The organism is Phytohabitans houttuyneae (assembly GCF_011764425.1).
Lineage (GTDB): Bacteria > Actinomycetota > Actinomycetes > Mycobacteriales > Micromonosporaceae > Phytohabitans > Phytohabitans houttuyneae.
The window spans coordinates 1,412,548-1,428,660 of record NZ_BLPF01000002.1; the positions used below are offsets into that span (position 1 = coordinate 1,412,548).

Genomic DNA, 16,113 nt, shown 5'->3' on the forward strand with positions numbered 1-16,113 from the left:
CGCGCTACGCCGGCGCGCTTGTCCATTGTGGACCGGTTGCGGTCCGGTACCGCCCAGGGGACTGGCCGACCGTGCGTTTGAATGCGCGGGCGAACGCGAACTCCGAGTCGTACCCCACCCGCCGGGCGACCTCCCGCAGCGGCTGCACGTCCGTACGCAGCAGGCGGGAGGCGACGGTCATTCGCCACAGCGTCACGTACGCCATCGGCGACTGGCCGGTCAGAGCGGTGAAGCGCCGGCTGAAGGTGGCACGCGGGCAGTCGACCGCGCGGGCCAGGGACGCCACGGTCCACGGCCGCCCCGGCTCCTTGTGGACCAGCGTGAGCGCCTTGCCGACGACCGGGTCGTAGAGCGCCCGGATCCAGCCGGTGGCAGGGCCGCTCGACTCGGCGAGCCAGGCGCGCAGCACGTACACGAACAGCAGCTCGACCAGCGAGCTGATGACGGCCGGCGCGCCGGGGTCGACCCGATCGACCTCATCGGACAGCAGCTGGACCGCCGCGGTGAGCCCGGCCACGCGCGAGTGCCCGCCGGCGATGCGTACGACCGACGGCAGCGCCGCGGTGAGCGGGTGCGACAGGCCAGGGTCGAGCAGGTATCCCCCGCAGAGCAGGCCGGTCACCGGGCCGGGCCCCTCGATCACCAGGTCTGTCGGCGGCATCTCGCCGAGGGGGCCGCCGATCAGCTCGGTCAGCGGCCGCACCGGGCTGCCCGGCGTGTCGACAAGGGCGTGTCCGGCACCGGAGGGCGCCAGCACGACATCGCCGCGGGTCAGCTGGATCGGGTCGCCGCCGTCCGGCACCAACCAGCACACGCCGGCGGTCACCACGTGGAAGCTCGTGACGTGCCCGCCGGCCACGTGGATGCCCACGGTGCGTGGAACCGGTTGCGCGAGTAGACCGCGGTGCCCCGCCGGGTGGTCGCCACGATGTCGGCGACGAGGTCGGCCACGATGTCACCGGGATGCGCCGCCGGGCGCGGATCGGTGAGCAGGACCATGGCCCGACGATACGCCTGCTGAGACGATCAGATATTTGTCGAGCGCGAACTGTCATGGCCCGTCCCACTGCGGCGTTCCTATGGTCGAGCGGTTGAATCACCGACCAGCGGAGGCTGACATGACCGACACCGTCCTGGTGACCGGCGCCACCGGCAAGACCGGGCGCCGGCTGATTCCCCTGCTCATGCGCCGCGGCGCCGCCGTGCGAGCGGCCAGCCGCGCACCGGCGATCGCCCCACCCGGTGCCGAGCCGGTCCCGTTCGACTGGGCACGCGAGGGCACGTACGAGGCGGCCCGCAAGGGTGTCGACGCGATCTACGTGGTCTACGGCGATCCGGGCGTGGCGGGCGACCCCGCGGACCAGGTGGGCGCGCTGCTCGACGGCGCGGCCGACGCGGGTGTCAGCCGCGTCGTGCTGCTCTCGGCGCTCGGCGTGGACCAGGCGCCGCCCGGCGATGCGATGCGCCGCGTCGAGCTCGCGGTGGAGTCCTCCGGGATACCGAGCACCATCCTGCGACCCGGTGCGTTCATGCAGAACTTCTCCGAGCGGCACCGCAACCGGCTGGTCGAGAGCATCCGCGAGCGCGACGAGATCGCCATGCCGGGTGGAGACGGCGTCGTCTCCTGGGTGTCCGCGGACGACATCGCGGCGGTTGCGGCGGCCGCGCTGACCGAGCCCGGCCACGAGGGCAAGGGGTACACGCTGGTCGGCCCCGAGCCGCTCACGATGGCCCAGGTCGCCGCGTTCGTCTCCGCGGCCGCGGGGCGCCCGGTCAGGTATGTCGAGATTGGACGCGCCGAGATCCGGGCGACCTTCGTCGAGTCCGGTATGCCGCCGGATGTCGCCGACTCGATCAGCGAGCTGTACGTCTACGCGCTCACCAGCGGCGCGTTCGGCGTGCTGAACGACGACGTGGAAACGGTGACGGGCCGGCCTCCGGTCAACTTCGCCGAATTCGCGGCCGGCGCGGCGCCCGCCTGGCTCCGATGACCGGTTCGGCATTCAGGAGCAGCATCTGGGCCGGTACTGCGCGGACGTCGACGACCCAGCCTATGCGGCCGGCTGTCCCGTTTCGCGCCGTGGGCGTGACCTGCCAGGCACTGCAGTGTCGGGCCTGGCAGTGGCTGATCACGAGAAGGGATGGTGACATCGGCGGCGGGGCTGTCGATACAGCGCCGGGCTTCGCCGTGCGGGCTCATGAGCGGCTGGATGGTCGGACAGTCCCGGCTGCCTATCGTCAGGACGATCGCGCTGGTACAGACTCTGCTCGCAAGCGTGCGGGACGTCAGTGGAGCACGGCCCTCGGAAACGACGGTGGCTGCGCCTCCGGCCGCAGGTCGTCCTTGTACGCCCTGAACGCGGCGGCGTTGTCTTCGTCGACCCACGTGTACTCGTCACAGATGCGCACCAGCTGGCCCGAGACGTGGTCCAGATGCAACCGGGTCCCGTCGAGCGCCGCCGCGAGGCTGGACCGGGCCAACGCGTACTCGGTGCGGCAGTTCGGCATGAACGCGTTGACCCACGGCGGAAGATCGCACCGACCGAGCAGCTGGCTGGCTTGCAGGTACTCGTCGGCCGCCAGCGGCATGACGACCTTGCCGTAGCTGTAGACAGTCTCGATATCCGCGACGAACACGTCGTCGCCTACATTGGCAGGCGCTTCCTTCGAGTCGACGATCGCGTCCGGCGGATCCGGCCGCTCCGCCTTGAGTGCGAACGCGGATGAGTAGAAATAGATGTCCGCGTCGGTCGCGATCACATCAGCGACGTTCTGGTCGTTCTGGTCCAGCAGGTCGTCCAGCCGGTTGAGCTCGTTGAAAGCGCTGTAGATGGCGTCGTACTTCCAGATGCCCGCCTCGACCCGCCAGTCCGGTGGTTCCGCCTTGTCAAGGCTATTGGCCCAAGCGTCGAGAGCGATGGTGGTACCGGTGGCGATCGCGCCGGGCACGGGTGACATGAAGATGCCCGCGAGGTTGATGGCCAGACTCACGCGGGACACCGCCACCGCCGCCGTCGCCGGGCTGATGCCTTCACCGTCGAGGGCGGACAGGCACGCGTCGGCTATCGCCAGGACGTCCTCCTGCGCGGCGACGGTGAACTCGTGCAGGAGTTGGTTGACGCTCGCCAGGTACACCACGCAGAAACCTTGGCGTGCGGCGTACTCGTGGAAAGGAAGCAGAAACTCCCGGTTGAACGCCCTGGCCGCCGAGCCGGCCCAGACGGGAGCCTTGACCTTCTCCCGGTCCACGCCCGGAACGTCTACCTCGGGATCTGACATCGGCAGCACCACGCTGTTGGTGGCGTACCTGATCTTCCCCATGATGTTGATCGTCGACGGGGTCGTATCGTCCTGTCCCCAGCCCCCGGTGAGCTCTGCGAGCTCGGTTTCGCTGTACGGGCTGAGCCGCCGCTGCGTGACCTCCAGCTCGTGAGGGTCGAGGTCGTCATACCGGTCGAAGCGCCGCTCCAGCTGTTCGAGGTCGGCGAGGAACCCCTGAAGATCGGTGTTGGCGATCGCCAGGTGCTCGGGCGAGACCCCGGGCGGCCCGACCACCTCGGTCCGGCCCTCGTCGAGCCGCATAGGGCTGTCGCCGACAGTGCCGTCGGCGAGGATCGGAGCACTCTGGTCCTGAAGCCACGCGTCGTACCGGTCCAACGCGCGGCGCCGGATCTCCGCGACCTTGCCCGCCAGATCCTCCCGGAACAAGCCGACCACCGCCCTTCCAGCCGTTCGCGCGTACGGCCCCTTCCGTGTACCGGTCCCTGGTCGCCCCCGCTACCCGAGCCACCGGATTTCCGCCATCCTGACGGATTACGCGTGCCATTTCGGCCGTTGACTCGGTGTACGTTAGGGCAAGTTCTCCCATCTCGGCCCAAATATCTCTCAGCTCACACCACGGCAGCATCAGACGAGGCGAGGCAGCCGCAGGCGCCGCCGCCCGCGAAGCGGCGGAAGAGACTGGCTGGCGACCCACGCCACCCATCCGCCCACTGGATGAGCGGGCAGCCGATTATGACTGTCCGCTCATCGGCCACCGCGGAAAGGGCGGTTCACCCAGCCCATAAACTCAACGAAATGCGTCGATGTTTCGTGTGGCCCATGCGGTGAAGGGGCGTGGTGATCGGCCCAGGATTTCCGGCACGTCCGGGCTGATTCGTTGCTCTCGTGCGGTCGGCGTGCCGAGGATCGCGAGCGTGCCCTCGACAACGGGTGGTGGCATGTACCGCAGCATCTGCTCACGGGCTTGGTCGGGTGTTTGCTCGATGAAGCGGATGGGCTCGCCGAGCGCTGCGGCGAGATCAGCAACCCGTTCACGTGGTGTGCTCAGCGCCGGACCGGTCAGCTCGTACGTGCGTCCGTCGTGAGCGCTGTCGCGCAGCGCGGCGGCGGCCACCTCGGCGATGTCGTCCGGGTCGACCACGGGCAGGCCGACGTCGCCGAATGGCGCGGTCACCGTCCGGCTGGCCCGGATCGGCTCGGCCCAGGCGAAGGCGTTGGAGGCGAAGCCGCCGGGACGCAGGATCGTCCAGCCGAGACCGGACCGGCGCACGAGGTCCTCGATGGCGTGCAGGGGTGCGTGTGACACCGCCCCCGGCCTTGTGCCCACTGCTTGGGAGGATTGCAGCACGATGCGTTTGACGTCGGCGGCCGCCGTGACCCGCAGGATTTCGGGCATGTCGAGGTGCGCTCCGGCACCCTCTACGAGCAGGAAGACCGCTTCTGCGCCAGCGAACGCTGGACGAAGGGTCTCCGGCTGTGCGAGGTCCGCGAGATGGTGGCGAACCCCGGCGGGCACGACGTGGCGGCGTCGTCCACGGGACACCGCCGTCACCTCGGCGCCCGACGCCGCAAGGATCGACAACAGCGTCCGGCCGACATTTCCGGTGGCGCCTGTCACGACAAACATGTTCGTCTCTCCAGTTCAGCCGCGTCGCTCGCGCGGTTGAAGCTGACGTTAGTGGCGTGGATATAGTAGGTACCTAGAGGATAGTAATGGCGTTATGACGGAGGACACGTGGAGCGATCAGCGAACCCCGAGCTGGCGTGTCCGGTCGCGCCGGTTGTCGATATCGTGTTCAGCCGATGGACCACGCCTATCCTCTGGGCTCTTCACGAGCACGGTCGGCAGCGATTCGTGGAGCTCGAGCGCCGGCTGACCAGCATCACGCCGAAGGTGCTCACCCAGCGGCTACGCCAACTCGAACGCGACGGGCTGGTGGCCCGCACCTACCACGCCGAGGTGCCACCCCGGGTCGAATACGAGATCACCGAGCTGGGCGCCAGCCTCGGTCCGCTTTTCGCCCACCTGGCCACCTGGGCCGATGCCCACCTCGACAAGGTGGAGCAGGCCCGTCACGCCTACGACGCAGCGCGATGAGACTGAGCCAGCCTGATCATGACGGTTGCGGGACGACCACCACCGCCGCAGCCTTGACCAGTGTCCGACCCCCAGGGATGGCTCCTTGCCTGCCCTCGCCATGTCGAAGCGATCGTCTGCGCCCTGACGAGGTGCGCGGCCGGTAATCTCAGCGGCCAGCTCGGTCGCTCTGGCTATCCGCCAACCGTGTCTCAAGGGGCGTCCGTGCACTTGCTTCCGGACCGGGCAGGAATCGCGCTATTGGAACATCTGTCGCCGGATCACTCTTTTGCTTTCTTGAACCGGGCAAACTCGTGTCCGTCTTATGATCATGTGGCTTGTTCAAGGGCCCAGGCCAACGAAGCCACTCTGGCTGAACGAATGAGACGGTCGGGAGTTACGGCTTGGCTGTCACCGTCTCGCAATCCATTGGGATTATTGTGTAACGATGTCATCGGTGGCCGGGACACATCTGCTGGATCTTGGCCAGCGATCGTCGAAGTATTGATGTCGGTCGTGTTTCGTGCGGAGCACCGCTGGCCGGCTTCGCCGGTGCGTTGTTCTTAATTCCCGTGTGTATCCATGTGGCCAATCGCGTAACAGGCGACTGGCCTTCTATCACTGTGGTCTATCGGGCTGATAGATCACCGCCGCAACCGCGGCGTCTATGGCGGAACGCCAACGCAAAGGGGCGCCACGCTTCCGCCGTCTTTTCCTTTTAAGGGAGGAAGCATGCATTCACCACCCGACGATGTGCGGGCCGCCCGCCGTCGGGCCGCCCGCAGACGGTGGGCGTCGCTGTTGGTGCCGGTGCTGGCGATCGCGGCGATCGCGGTTCCCACTCCGGCGCGGGCGACACCGGTCGGTGTAGGTATCCCGGTGGCCTTCCACCTCACCGACAACCAGGGCGCCTGGTTCGACACCGGCACCACGCTGTTCGGTACCAAGTCGCTGGGGGTGGCGGTCACGCCGCGCACCCGCCTGCTCGACCTGCCGCTGGACAGCCTGCCACTGTTGAACACCAACGTTGGCGACCTGCTCAACCTGCCCATTGTGGACGGTGACGCACCGCTGCTGGGAAGCCTCGGCGTCGACCTGAACGCGTTGCTCAACCTGGACGTGCTCAACGAAGCCATCGACGACGCCGGAGGCACGCTCGGGTTTCTGAACCCGACCGTGCAGCGGGCCAAGCAACAGGTCACCCAGCTCAAGACCCAGCTGGCCGGCCGCAACGCCAACGAAGCGGTGGCGTTGTCGAGCCTTCCGGTGGGTCTGGATCTGATGCGGACGCTGGCGGACCTGGGCGCGCTGGCCCCTCGCGACCTGAGCCTGACCCCGAAGGCCACGTTCAAGGTAGCCGCGCCGCAGGCCAGCTCATCGCATTCGGTGACCAGCCTGATCTGGCCGGTCGGCGCTACGGCGTTCGACCAGTCCAGCGCATTCATCGGGGACGTGGAGACCTCGCTGGCGGAGCCCGGCCTGTACGCGTGGGCGTGCAAGATCCACCCGTACATGCTCGGGGCTGTCGTGGTCGACGATCCGCTCACCCCCGGCCTGGACTTCGGCAAGAAGCTCAACGTCGCGGTCAAGGGCGGCATGGTGGTGCCGAGTTCGTCCGATGTGGTGCAGCAGCTGGTGCAGAAGTTCTTCCGCATCACCGCGCCGGACAACTGGCAGACGTTCAGCAACACCGAGGCCAAGGCGTGGAACCCGTCGTACCCGCCCGCGCCGATCCTCATGTACGACGCGGCGGAACAGCCGGTGCTGGTGCCGCTGCTGGACGCCTACTACGAAAGCAAGTTCTCCGAAGGGGTGACCCTGCCGGCGCTGACGCAGCGGCCATCGGTGCCGGGTGTCGGCGAGCTGTGGGTGGACACCCAGATGGAGCAGTACGCGGGCAAGTCGAAATCCGGGGCGGCCACGAAGGTGGACGTCGTGAACTGGACGGTAGCCAGAAAGGTGGCGCTGCCGCAGATCAATTTGAACAACCCGCACAACATGTGGACCGACCGCGCCGGCCAGTACATCTACCAGACCGAGTGGTTCTCCGACCGGCTTACGGTATTCAACCGGTCCAACGGCCAGTTGGTACGCACCATCCAAGTGGGACCGGATCCGTCACACGTGATGACCCGGACCGACACCGACCAGCTGCACGTGGCGATCAACGCCGGTAACGCGGTAGTGGAGCTGAGCCCGGGTGCCACCGGAATTGATCGGCGCATCCTGGTGCAGGGGCCAGGGCAGACGCCAGCACATCCGCACGCGCACTGGATGAGCTCCGACGCGAAGACAATGGTCACGCCGAACGTCAACCACCACGACTCGACCATGGTGGACGTACCGACCGGCAACATCACCAAGATGCAGACCGAACAGCTGCCCATCGCCACGGGAATGATGCCCGACAACTCGAAGTACTACGTGGCGAACTTCCTCGGGCAGAGCGTCTCCTGCATCTCGCTGGTCGGATCGTCGTGCAGGAGCGACACGGGCAGTCCGGTCGCTTACAAGGCAATCAACCTGTGGGCCAACTACGACCCGGTCAGCGGCGCGACCAGCGGCTCGATGGGCGGCCTGCCGATCCAACTACCGGTCAGCCCGGACGGCCAGTACCTGCTGGTGGCAAACACGCTGACCAGCAACATCACGGTGGTCGACACCGAGACGGACAAGATCGTCAAGACGTTGCCGTGCGACTCCGGCTGCCACGGGATCAACTTTGGAGCCAAGCGCGGCGGCGGCTACTACGCCTACGTGTCAAGTAAGTTCGCCAACACCCTCGCGGTGGTCGACGGCGACCCCAACGGTGACGGCAACCCGGCCGATGCCGCGGTCGTGGGCAAGATGGTGCTGAACTCCGCGCCGGGCACGATCACCGACGACACCGTCACCGCCTACAACGGTATGGGCGGCCAAGGCGTGCTGCCGTACCCGATCGTCTACAACGGCTGGGTCCAGAACGCCCCCGCGGACATGGCCAACCAGCTCACCTGCGCCCAGCTCAACCCGATGAACACCGGTGTCTGCTCCTAGGACCCGGTCACGCCGCCACCGGCGGTAAGGGGAGGGACCGCAAAGCGGGCGGTCCCTCCCCGTCTCCGGGCGGCTTCCACGACGCGTCGCCGGCCAACGCGGGCCTGCGCGCATCCCGGCACACATCGGGCACGGCAACGCCGGCGCCCTGGTGGTGATGCCGCACGCCTACCACATTAGATGAGGAGCGTCCTCATGTCCGACACGAGCTTGCCCGACCGCCTCGGAGCGGTCCGGCGGCTGCTGAGAAATCCGTCACGACCGGTGCGGCGCCTAGCCGTGGTGCTGGGAGTGGTGATCGCCACCTTCATCGCCGGCGTCGCGATCTTCGCGCCCCGGATGGCGATGGCAGCCAACCACACCATCACGATCAAGAACTTCACTTTCACACCCGAGGTGCTCAACGTCTCCCCGGGCGACACCGTCACGTTTGTCAACCAGGAGACCGACGGCACCCTGCACACGATCCGTGGGGACTTCACGTCGCCCGACCTGCCGCCGGGTGCCTCGTTCACCGTCACCATCACGGGCACTCGCAGCTACTCCTACTTCTGCGGCAATCACCCGTACATGCTGGGCACGATCAACTCCGGCAGTGCGCCACCCACCACCACGGCGCCGACCCCGACAACGGCGGCGCCCACCACCGCCGCACCCACCACGAGCCCGCCGACCACCGGGCCGGTCCCGACGACCCCGGTGGCCACACCCACCGGCACGGCCTCACCCACACCGCCACCATCCGGTACGCCGCCATGCCAGAACCCGACGGTCGGCGCCGAGCAAGGCGACGGCACCCGACTGGCGACGTTCGAGGTGGTCGGCGGGGTGAAGGTGTTCAAGCTCTGCATGGCGCCGCTGAACCTACAGGTATCCGCCGGTGTGATCCGGCCGGCGCTCGCGTTCAACGGGATCGTGCCCGGACCCACGATCAAGGTGAACGAGGGCGACAAGCTGCGCTTCATCGTGCAGAACAACATGACCGAGCACACCGCCGTGCACTGGCACGGCATGGAGCTGCCCAACGCGCAGGACGGTGTGCCGGACATCACCCAGCCGCACATCATGCCCGGTGAGATTTACACGTACGAATGGACGGCCAAGAGCACCGGCACTCACTGGTACCACTCGCACATGGGCGGCAGCCAGGTCGGCAAAGGCCTCTACGGCGCGCTGCTGATCACCCCCACGCTCGGGGACATCACGGCGGACAAGCACTACACCGTTGAGATCGGCGACGGATCGAACGGATTCACCCTCAACGGCAGGTCGTATCCGGCGACCGTGCCGCTGTCGGCGCGGCTCAACCAGAAGGTGCACATCCGCCTCATCGGCACCGGGCCGGAGATGCTGCACCCGATGCACCTGCACGGCATGCCGTTCCAGGTCGTCGCGCAGGACGGCATCAAGATCACCTCACCATACACAGTGGACACGCTGACCGTCGCTCCAGGACAGACGTTTGACATCGTCTTCCAGCCCAAGGAGGTCGGCAAGTGGCTGCTGCACTGCCACGTCTTCTCCCACTCAGAGGGGCCCAACGGGATGGTCGGCCTGGTGACCGTCCTCGACATCACCGCGTGACCGCTGGCCGGTAAGCCCCCGAACGCCGGCCCGGCCGATCGCCGGCCGGGCCGGCACCCAGTCCGACATCGGCTCCACAATGGACGGAGTGAACCACACATGAGCAAGCGCCTGAGCCGCGCCCTGGTGATTATCAGCGCCGGGATCGCCACCCTGATGCTCACCCCCGCGGCACCCGCCGTCGCCCACGTCACGATCACCCCGGCCACGGTCACCGCCGGCGGGCGCGCCACGTTCACCGTCAAGGTGCCCAACGAGCGCGATTCGGCCAGTACCGTCAAGGTGGAGGTCGTCTTTCCGGAAGGCGCGGCCCTGAGCTCGCTCTCGCTGCGGTCGGTGCCCGGCTGGACCGCCACCGTCAAGCGCCGGCCGGTGTCCGCCACCGCCACACAGCCGGCCGCGCATGGCCACAGCGCCGCGACCGACGCCGTCACCGGCATCGTCTGGCAGAGCACCACCGGAGTACGGCCAGGCGAGTTCCAGACCTTCGATGTCGCCACCGGACCGCTGCCGAAGGAGCCCACCACGCTGGTGTTCAAAGCGGTGCAGACGTACTCCAACGGCGAGGTCGTGCGCTGGATCGAGACACCCCGGGACGGGGAACCGAAACCGGAGCATCCCGCGATGGTCGTCATCGTGGCGCCGTCCGGCCGGCCGGTGACGGCCGCCGTCCTGGACACCGGTAACGGCGGCGACCCGGTCCGGTCCATGGCCGGGCTGATCGTAGCGCTATTGGCGCTCATCGTCGCCACCGCAGGCTTCGTTCGCCGGCGACCCGCCGTGACGGCGTCACCGCCACCGCCCGACGCCATCGCGACGAACCGCGCCGCCCAGCCGCTGAGCGCGGGCAAGAGGTGACGACCGTGTTCAGCCGACTCCGCGCGGCCGGCGCCATACGCGGCGGCGGCCGGACCGCCGGAAGGCTTACCGCGGCGCTTCTGCTCAGCCTGGTCGCTACCACGGTGACCGGCCTGGCCACTCCCAGCCCTGCCTGGGCCCACGCCAGCTTGGTCTACGCCAGCCCGGCTGACCAACAGACTCTCCAAGAGTCCCCGGATCGGCTGCGACTCCAGTTCACCGAGGCAGTGAGCGCAACCGCCGGGGGCATCCGCCTGTACGACGCCGCCGGCCAGGCCGTACCCCTCAGCGCACCAACGCATCCGCCAGCCGACCAGACCACAGTGGACGTACTGCTTGCCGAGCCACTGCCGGACGGCGGCTACGCCTTGTCGTGGCGGGTCGTCTCCGCCGACAGCCACCCGGTCTCCGGCGCGCTCACGTTCACCGTCGGTACCGCCGGCACGGCCGCCGCGTCGAACCTCACCGACACCGACAGCGCCGCCGCGGGATGGGCGTACGGCTCCGCCCGCTGGCTCGGGTTCGCGGCCCTCGCGGTGCTGATCGGCTCGGCGTTCTTCCTCGTTCACGCCTGGCCGGCCGGCGCACGCCGGCCCGCCGCCCGCCGCCTGCTCTGGACCGGGTGGGGCGCGTCGCTCGCCGCCACCATCGCCACGGTCCTGCTCTACGGCCCGTACTTGGCCGGCACGTCGCCAGGCCACCTCCTGGACGCTGGGCTCCTCGACCAGTCGCTCCGCGAGACCCGCCACGGCCACGCGCTCACCGTGCGGATCGCGCTGCTGCTCGCGTTCGCGCCCCTCATCTGGTACGGGCTGCGCCGGATGGCCCGAGACTCCGCGATGGGTGCACGCGAGCGCGTCGTACTCCCGATCGCCGTCCTCGCCACCGGGGCTCTTCTTGCCGCGACCTGGACCGCCGCCGGCCACAGCACGACCGGCACCCTCACCCCCGCGGCCCTCACCGCCGACGTCATCCACCTCGTCGCGATGGCGGTGTGGCTGGGCGGCCTCGCGGTCCTCGCCATCGCCCTGCTACCCAGCCGGGACACCGCCAGCATGCGCAGGGCGGTGCCGGCGTTCTCCCGGGCCGCCGCGGTGAGCGTCGTGGCGCTCGTCGCCACCGGCGTGTTTCAGTCCTGGCGCCAGGTGCGCACCGTGCCCGCCCTGCTGAACACCACCTACGGCCAAATGCTGATAGCGAAGGTGCTGGCCGTGCTCGTCATCCTGACGCTGGCCGCCGCCGCTCGATCCTGGGTACGCCGCCAATACACGATTTCCGGGCGCCGCGCCGCCGCTGGACCCGATCCCCATCAGCTGTACCACTTCCGGCGCCGCGTCACGCACGAGGTACTCCTCGCCGTCGCGGTGCTCGGGCTCTCCGCCGCCCTGGTCACCTCCGAGCCGGCAAGCACCGCCTACGGTGCGGGCGACGATGTCCCACCGCCGAGCGGGCCGCCGACCAGCGCGGCCGCCACGATGCCGGGCACAGTGCCCTTCGAGGCCGGCTCCGGGCCATCGGGCAAGGGCCTGGTCGCCTTCGACCTCCAACCCCGCCGGGTCGGCCCCACCGCCGCCCACGTCACGGTCCTCGACAGCGGCGGACGCCCCATGACCGTCCCGGAGGTCACCATCACCCTCCGGCTCGCCGCGAAGGACCTCGGCCCTCTCCCGATCAACGATCTGCTACCAATCGGACCCGGTCACTACACCGGCACCACCACCGTGCCCCTGCCCGGACAGTGGGAGGTGGCCATCACCGTTCGAGTCTCCGACACGGACCAGACGACCGTGCGCCTGCCGTTGACGATCGAAGGCCAAGGCTCCTGATCCGCCCGGCCGGCGACCCGCACCCACCGGGAGAAGGGCGGCACCCACGCTGGCAGGCTACGGGTCAGCCGAGCCGGGTGATCTCGACGGTGACGCCGAAGAGCTCCGCTTTCTGCCCGGAGTAGACGCCGGACAGTGGCCGCACGTCGGCGTAGTCGCGGCCGCGGGCCAGCAGTACGTGTCGGCTGGCCACCTCCGCGAGGCTGGTCGGGTCGACCGGGATCCAACCGCCGGCCCAGAACTCCACCCATGCGTGGCTCTGGCCGGGAGTCACTTCCCCGATTTCGGCCTCCACGGTCGGGTGCAGGTAGCCGGAGACGTAACGCGCGGGCAGGCCAACCGCGCGGAGCAGGGCCAGCGTGATGTGGGCGAAGTCCTGACACACGCCCTTGCCCGCGGCGCGGGCCTCGGCCGACGAGGTGTGTACGTGTGTCGCGCCCGGCTCGTAGCGCAGCGTCTCGTGGGTCCACTCGGCGGCGCGTAGCCCGGCCTGCATCGGCGTCGAGCCGGTGCGCAGGGACTGCCCGAGCTCGGCGATCTCCGGCTCCTCCTGGACGTAGCGCGACGGGGCGAGCAGCTCGCCGAAACGTTCCCGGACCGCGCGGGAGGCCAGGTGGGTCCAGTCGACGTCGACCGGTGCCGGCCGCGGCCCTGCGGTCTCGACCGTCGAGGTCGCCAGCACGACGAGCTCGGTGTGCGGGATGTGGATGTCGAACGCGTCAACCGTGGTGCCCCAGTAGTCGACGTAGCGCAGCGGCCTGGCCGCGGGCGTGACCTCCAGGGCGGCGTGCAGGGTGCGCTGTCCGTCGACGCTCGGAGGGGTGAGCCTCGCCTCGTTGTACGAGGCCCGCACCGGTCCGCCGTACCGGTAGCCGGTGCGGTGCCGGATCGCGATCCGCCAGGTCATGTGGCGGGCTCCTCGATGCGCCAGTGCAGCGGTGCCGACCCGGTGAACAGCCGCCGGGTGACGTCTTCGCTGACCGTGGACACGGTCCGCTGCAGTCCGTGTAGCCGCTCCACGAGGTCGTCGAGCAGTGTGGCGGCTGACAGGAACTCCAGGTCGGTACGGGCTCGACCGATGGCTCGGCGGGCGGACTCGTCCAGCGCGGACCGCCCGGACGCCGGGTCGAGTCGGACCAGCGCTTCCTCTCCGGCGCACAGTGCATGGAAGACAGACCGCGGAAAGAGCCGATCCACCAGGAGAAACTCGAGAACCCGGCGGGCGTCGACACCCTGCTGGTAGGTGCGCAGATAGGCGTCGTGGGCCGAGCACGCCCGTAGGGTGGATGTCCAGCCTTCGTCGCCGACGCCCGTGCCGAGCCGGGCCGCGAGCAGCCGCGCAGTCATGTCGACGCGCTCCAGGCTGCGGCCGAGGACGAGCGCGTCGTAGCTCGCGTCCCGGCTCATGCTGGCCTCGACGTGGCCGGCGAAGGTCGCGGCGCACTCGCGGACGTAGGAGAAGAAGGGCGCGGGGCCGAAGTCCCGGGCGGCGGCCACCCGGGCCGGGAGCGCGTTGTGGGTCGAGTTCAGGCACTGCCAGATCTCGGCGGAGAGCGCCTCGCGCGCGCCGCGGGCGTTTTGCCGGGCGGCGACCAGCGCGCCGGCGATCGAGTTGGGGGCGTCGTCGTAGCCGAGCAGCTCCAGTACGGCCTGGCTGTCCCGGTGCCGCGAGGCGACATCGTCCGGGACACCCATGACGGTCAACAGGACGGCGCAGGCGGCGCCCTCGTCCACGGTCGGGTCTTCGAGCACCTCGTGAAAATGCACGTCGAGAAGCCGGGCCGTGTCTTCGGCCCGTTCGACGTACCGGCCGATCCAGAACAGCGACTCGGCTACGCGGCTCAGCACCTGGGTCCCCTCACTGCTGCGGCTGGTCGTCGTGCGGGCCGCGGTCGGGTGTGGTGCCCCGCACCGCCTGAGCGGGGAAGGCCGGCGGACCGGTCGCTTCGGACGCCGGCTCGGGCGTCGAGGTGAGCACCCAGGTGTCCTTGGAGCCGCCGCCCTGGCTGGAGTTGACGATCAGGCTCCCCTCCCGCAGCGCCACCCGGGTCAGCCCGCCGGGCAACACGTGGACCTGCTCGCCGTCGTTGACCGCGAACGGCCGCAGGTCGATGTGCCGGGGCAGCAGCCGGTCGTCGCGCTGGGACGGCGAGGTCGACAGCAGCACCAGCTCCTGCGCGATCCACGCGCGCGGCTCCGCGAGCACCCGCTCGCGCACGGCGGCCAGCTCGGCGTCCGAGGCGGACGGGCCGATAACGATGCCGGCGCCGCCGGATCCGTCGACCGGCTTCACGACGAGCTGGTCGAGCCGCTCCAGGCACTCCTCGCGAACGTCCGGATCGTCGAGCCGGTAGGTCGTCACGTTGGACAGCAACGGCTTCTCACCCAGGTAGTACTCGATCAGCGCCGGAACGTACGAATAGGTCAGCTTGTCGTCGGCGACGCCGTTGCCGACCGCGTTGGCGATCGTGACGTTGCCGGCGCGGGCGGCGTTGAGCAGGCCCGGGCACCCCACGACCGAATCAGGTCGGAAATGCACCGGGTCGAGAAAGTCGTCGTTGACCCGCCGGTAGACGACGTCCACCCGCTGCCTGCCGCCGAGGCTGCGCATGTACAGGACGTGCTCGTCGCAGAACAGGTCGCGGCCCTCGACAAGCTCGATGCCCATCTTGCGGGCCAGGAAGGCGTGCTCGAAATAGGCCGGGTTGTACACACCTGGGCTGAGCAGCACCACCACCGGCTCATTGACACCGTCCGGCGCCGACCGGCGCAACGCGTCCAACAGCCGCCCCGGGTAGGAGGCGACCGGCCGCACCTGCTGCTCCAGGAACAGCCCGGGAAAGACCCGCGCCATGGTGCGCCGGTTTTCCACAACATAGGACATCCCGGACGGTACCCGCAGATTGTCCTCAAGCACCCGCAGTACGCCCGCCTCATCGCGGACCAGGTCAATTCCGGCGAGATGGATCCGGACGTCGTTACGCGGCCGGATGCCGTGTGCCGGCCGGCAGAATGTGGCCGACGTGGTCAGCAAAGTGCGCGGCACCACACCGTCATGGACGACCTCGGCCGGGCCGTACACATCGGCGAGGAAGGCCTCCAAGGCCCGAACCCGCTGTACGACGCCCGCCTCGACCACGTCCCACTCGGCGGCCGGGATCAGCCTGGGGATCAGGTCGAGCGGAAACAGCCACTCCTCGCCGGCGTGGGAGAACGTCACGCCCTGGTCGCGGAAGCTGCGATCCCGTGCCGCCGCACGCTGCGCCAGGTCTTCGCCGGTGAGCAGCTGCAGGGCATCGTAGAGCGCGCGCATGTGTGGATGCGGCAGCCCGTCCGCCCCGAACATCTCGTCGTACGCTGGGCCGCGCGGATAACCGTCCAGAAGCCCTCCCATGCGAGGATTCGTACCACCGATTCGTTGCCGCGACCAGCAGTTACGGTGAGGAAACA

At 69.0% G+C, this 16,113-nt stretch carries 14 protein-coding genes; 7 read left to right on the top strand and 7 right to left on the bottom strand.

Going from position 1 to position 16,113, the window contains the following annotated elements:
* Positions 1-4: 4 nt before the first annotated feature.
* Together Phou_RS29815 and Phou_RS51380 are read right to left on the bottom strand one after the other, a co-directional pair.
* Positions 5-859 (bottom strand): AraC family transcriptional regulator, encoded by an 855-nt coding sequence (locus tag Phou_RS29815; RefSeq protein WP_218579263.1) that lies wholly within the window; start codon positions 857-859, stop codon positions 5-7.
* A complete protein-coding gene (locus Phou_RS51380) occupies positions 823-999 on the bottom strand; it encodes a hypothetical protein (protein WP_218579264.1) in 177 nt (58 codons plus the stop codon). Before Phou_RS51380 ends, Phou_RS29815 begins: the two co-directional genes overlap by 37 nt.
* Positions 1,000-1,118: 119 nt before the next feature.
* Between Phou_RS51380 and Phou_RS29820 the strand changes: the two genes are divergently transcribed.
* Positions 1,119-1,991 (top strand): NmrA family NAD(P)-binding protein, encoded by an 873-nt coding sequence (locus Phou_RS29820; protein WP_173061921.1) that lies wholly within the window; start codon positions 1,119-1,121, stop codon positions 1,989-1,991.
* A gap of 295 nt (positions 1,992-2,286) precedes the next feature.
* Here the strand turns inward: Phou_RS29820 and Phou_RS29825 are convergent, their stop codons facing one another.
* On the bottom strand, positions 2,287-3,708 hold the full coding sequence (locus Phou_RS29825; protein WP_173061924.1) for a hypothetical protein: 1,422 nt from the start codon (positions 3,706-3,708) through the stop codon (positions 2,287-2,289).
* Between the two features lie 134 nt (positions 3,709-3,842).
* Between Phou_RS29825 and Phou_RS55760 the strand changes: the two genes are divergently transcribed.
* Positions 3,843-4,067: an NUDIX domain-containing protein gene (locus Phou_RS55760; protein ID WP_173061927.1), complete on the top strand. Its 225-nt coding sequence runs from the start codon at positions 3,843-3,845 to the stop codon at positions 4,065-4,067.
* 2 nt (positions 4,068-4,069) lie between these two features.
* On the opposite strand, the gene Phou_RS29835 is transcribed toward Phou_RS55760, so the two are convergent.
* Positions 4,070-4,909, bottom strand: a complete 840-nt coding sequence (locus Phou_RS29835) for an NAD(P)H-binding protein (protein ID WP_173061930.1) — start codon at positions 4,907-4,909, stop codon at positions 4,070-4,072.
* A 165-nt stretch (positions 4,910-5,074) separates the two neighbouring features.
* Here Phou_RS29835 and Phou_RS29840 point away from each other — a divergent pair, with 165 nt between their 5' ends.
* From Phou_RS29840 to Phou_RS29860, 5 genes are all read left to right on the top strand, one after another.
* On the top strand, positions 5,075-5,380 hold the full coding sequence (locus Phou_RS29840) for a winged helix-turn-helix transcriptional regulator (protein WP_246274082.1): 306 nt from the start codon (positions 5,075-5,077) through the stop codon (positions 5,378-5,380).
* Between the two features lie 711 nt (positions 5,381-6,091).
* Positions 6,092-8,395: a YncE family protein gene (locus Phou_RS29845; RefSeq protein WP_173061936.1), complete on the top strand. Its 2,304-nt coding sequence runs from the start codon at positions 6,092-6,094 to the stop codon at positions 8,393-8,395.
* Positions 8,396-8,590: 195 nt separating this feature from the next.
* The gene (locus Phou_RS29850) at positions 8,591-9,979 is read left to right on the top strand and encodes a multicopper oxidase domain-containing protein (protein WP_173061939.1); all 1,389 of its coding nucleotides are present in this window, start codon (positions 8,591-8,593) and stop codon (positions 9,977-9,979) included.
* A 99-nt stretch (positions 9,980-10,078) separates the two neighbouring features.
* Positions 10,079-10,837: a YcnI family copper-binding membrane protein gene (locus Phou_RS29855; RefSeq protein WP_173061942.1), complete on the top strand. Its 759-nt coding sequence runs from the start codon at positions 10,079-10,081 to the stop codon at positions 10,835-10,837.
* Between the two features lie 104 nt (positions 10,838-10,941).
* Positions 10,942-12,663 (top strand): copper resistance CopC/CopD family protein, encoded by a 1,722-nt coding sequence (locus Phou_RS29860; RefSeq protein WP_246274083.1) that lies wholly within the window; start codon positions 10,942-10,944, stop codon positions 12,661-12,663.
* A 64-nt stretch (positions 12,664-12,727) separates the two neighbouring features.
* Here Phou_RS29860 and Phou_RS29865 read toward each other — a convergent pair whose 3' ends face one another.
* Genes Phou_RS29865 through Phou_RS29875 form a run of 3 tightly spaced genes read right to left on the bottom strand, consistent with a single transcriptional unit; the run spans position 12,728 to position 16,057 of the window.
* Entirely contained in the window at positions 12,728-13,570 is an 843-nt protein-coding gene (locus Phou_RS29865; RefSeq protein WP_173061948.1) for a transglutaminase family protein, read from the bottom strand.
* Complete coding sequence (locus Phou_RS29870; RefSeq protein ID WP_173061951.1) at positions 13,567-14,511, bottom strand: alpha-E domain-containing protein; 945 nt, start codon at positions 14,509-14,511, stop codon at positions 13,567-13,569. Before Phou_RS29870 ends, Phou_RS29865 begins: the two co-directional genes overlap by 4 nt.
* 10 nt (positions 14,512-14,521) lie before the next feature.
* Positions 14,522-16,057, bottom strand: a complete 1,536-nt coding sequence (locus tag Phou_RS29875; RefSeq protein WP_173061954.1) for a circularly permuted type 2 ATP-grasp protein — start codon at positions 16,055-16,057, stop codon at positions 14,522-14,524.
* Between the last annotated feature and the right edge of the window lie 56 nt (positions 16,058-16,113).

Bases quoted from the DNA above. Each gene is read 5' to 3' on its own strand.
- Phou_RS29855 (WP_173061942.1), top strand. From the start codon at position 10,079: ATGAGCAAGCGCCTGAGCCGCGCCCTGGTGATTATCAGCGCCGGGATC.
- Phou_RS29845 (WP_173061936.1), top strand. From the start codon at position 6,092: ATGCATTCACCACCCGACGATGTGCGGGCCGCCCGCCGTCGGGCCGCC.
- Phou_RS51380 (WP_218579264.1), bottom strand. From the start codon at position 999: ATGGTCCTGCTCACCGATCCGCGCCCGGCGGCGCATCCCGGTGACATC.
- Phou_RS29820 (WP_173061921.1), top strand. From the start codon at position 1,119: ATGACCGACACCGTCCTGGTGACCGGCGCCACCGGCAAGACCGGGCGC.
- Phou_RS29865 (WP_173061948.1), bottom strand. From the start codon at position 13,570: ATGACCTGGCGGATCGCGATCCGGCACCGCACCGGCTACCGGTACGGC.
- Phou_RS29875 (WP_173061954.1), bottom strand. From the start codon at position 16,057: ATGGGAGGGCTTCTGGACGGTTATCCGCGCGGCCCAGCGTACGACGAG.
- Phou_RS29835 (WP_173061930.1), bottom strand. From the start codon at position 4,909: ATGTTTGTCGTGACAGGCGCCACCGGAAATGTCGGCCGGACGCTGTTG.
- Phou_RS29850 (WP_173061939.1), top strand. From the start codon at position 8,591: ATGTCCGACACGAGCTTGCCCGACCGCCTCGGAGCGGTCCGGCGGCTG.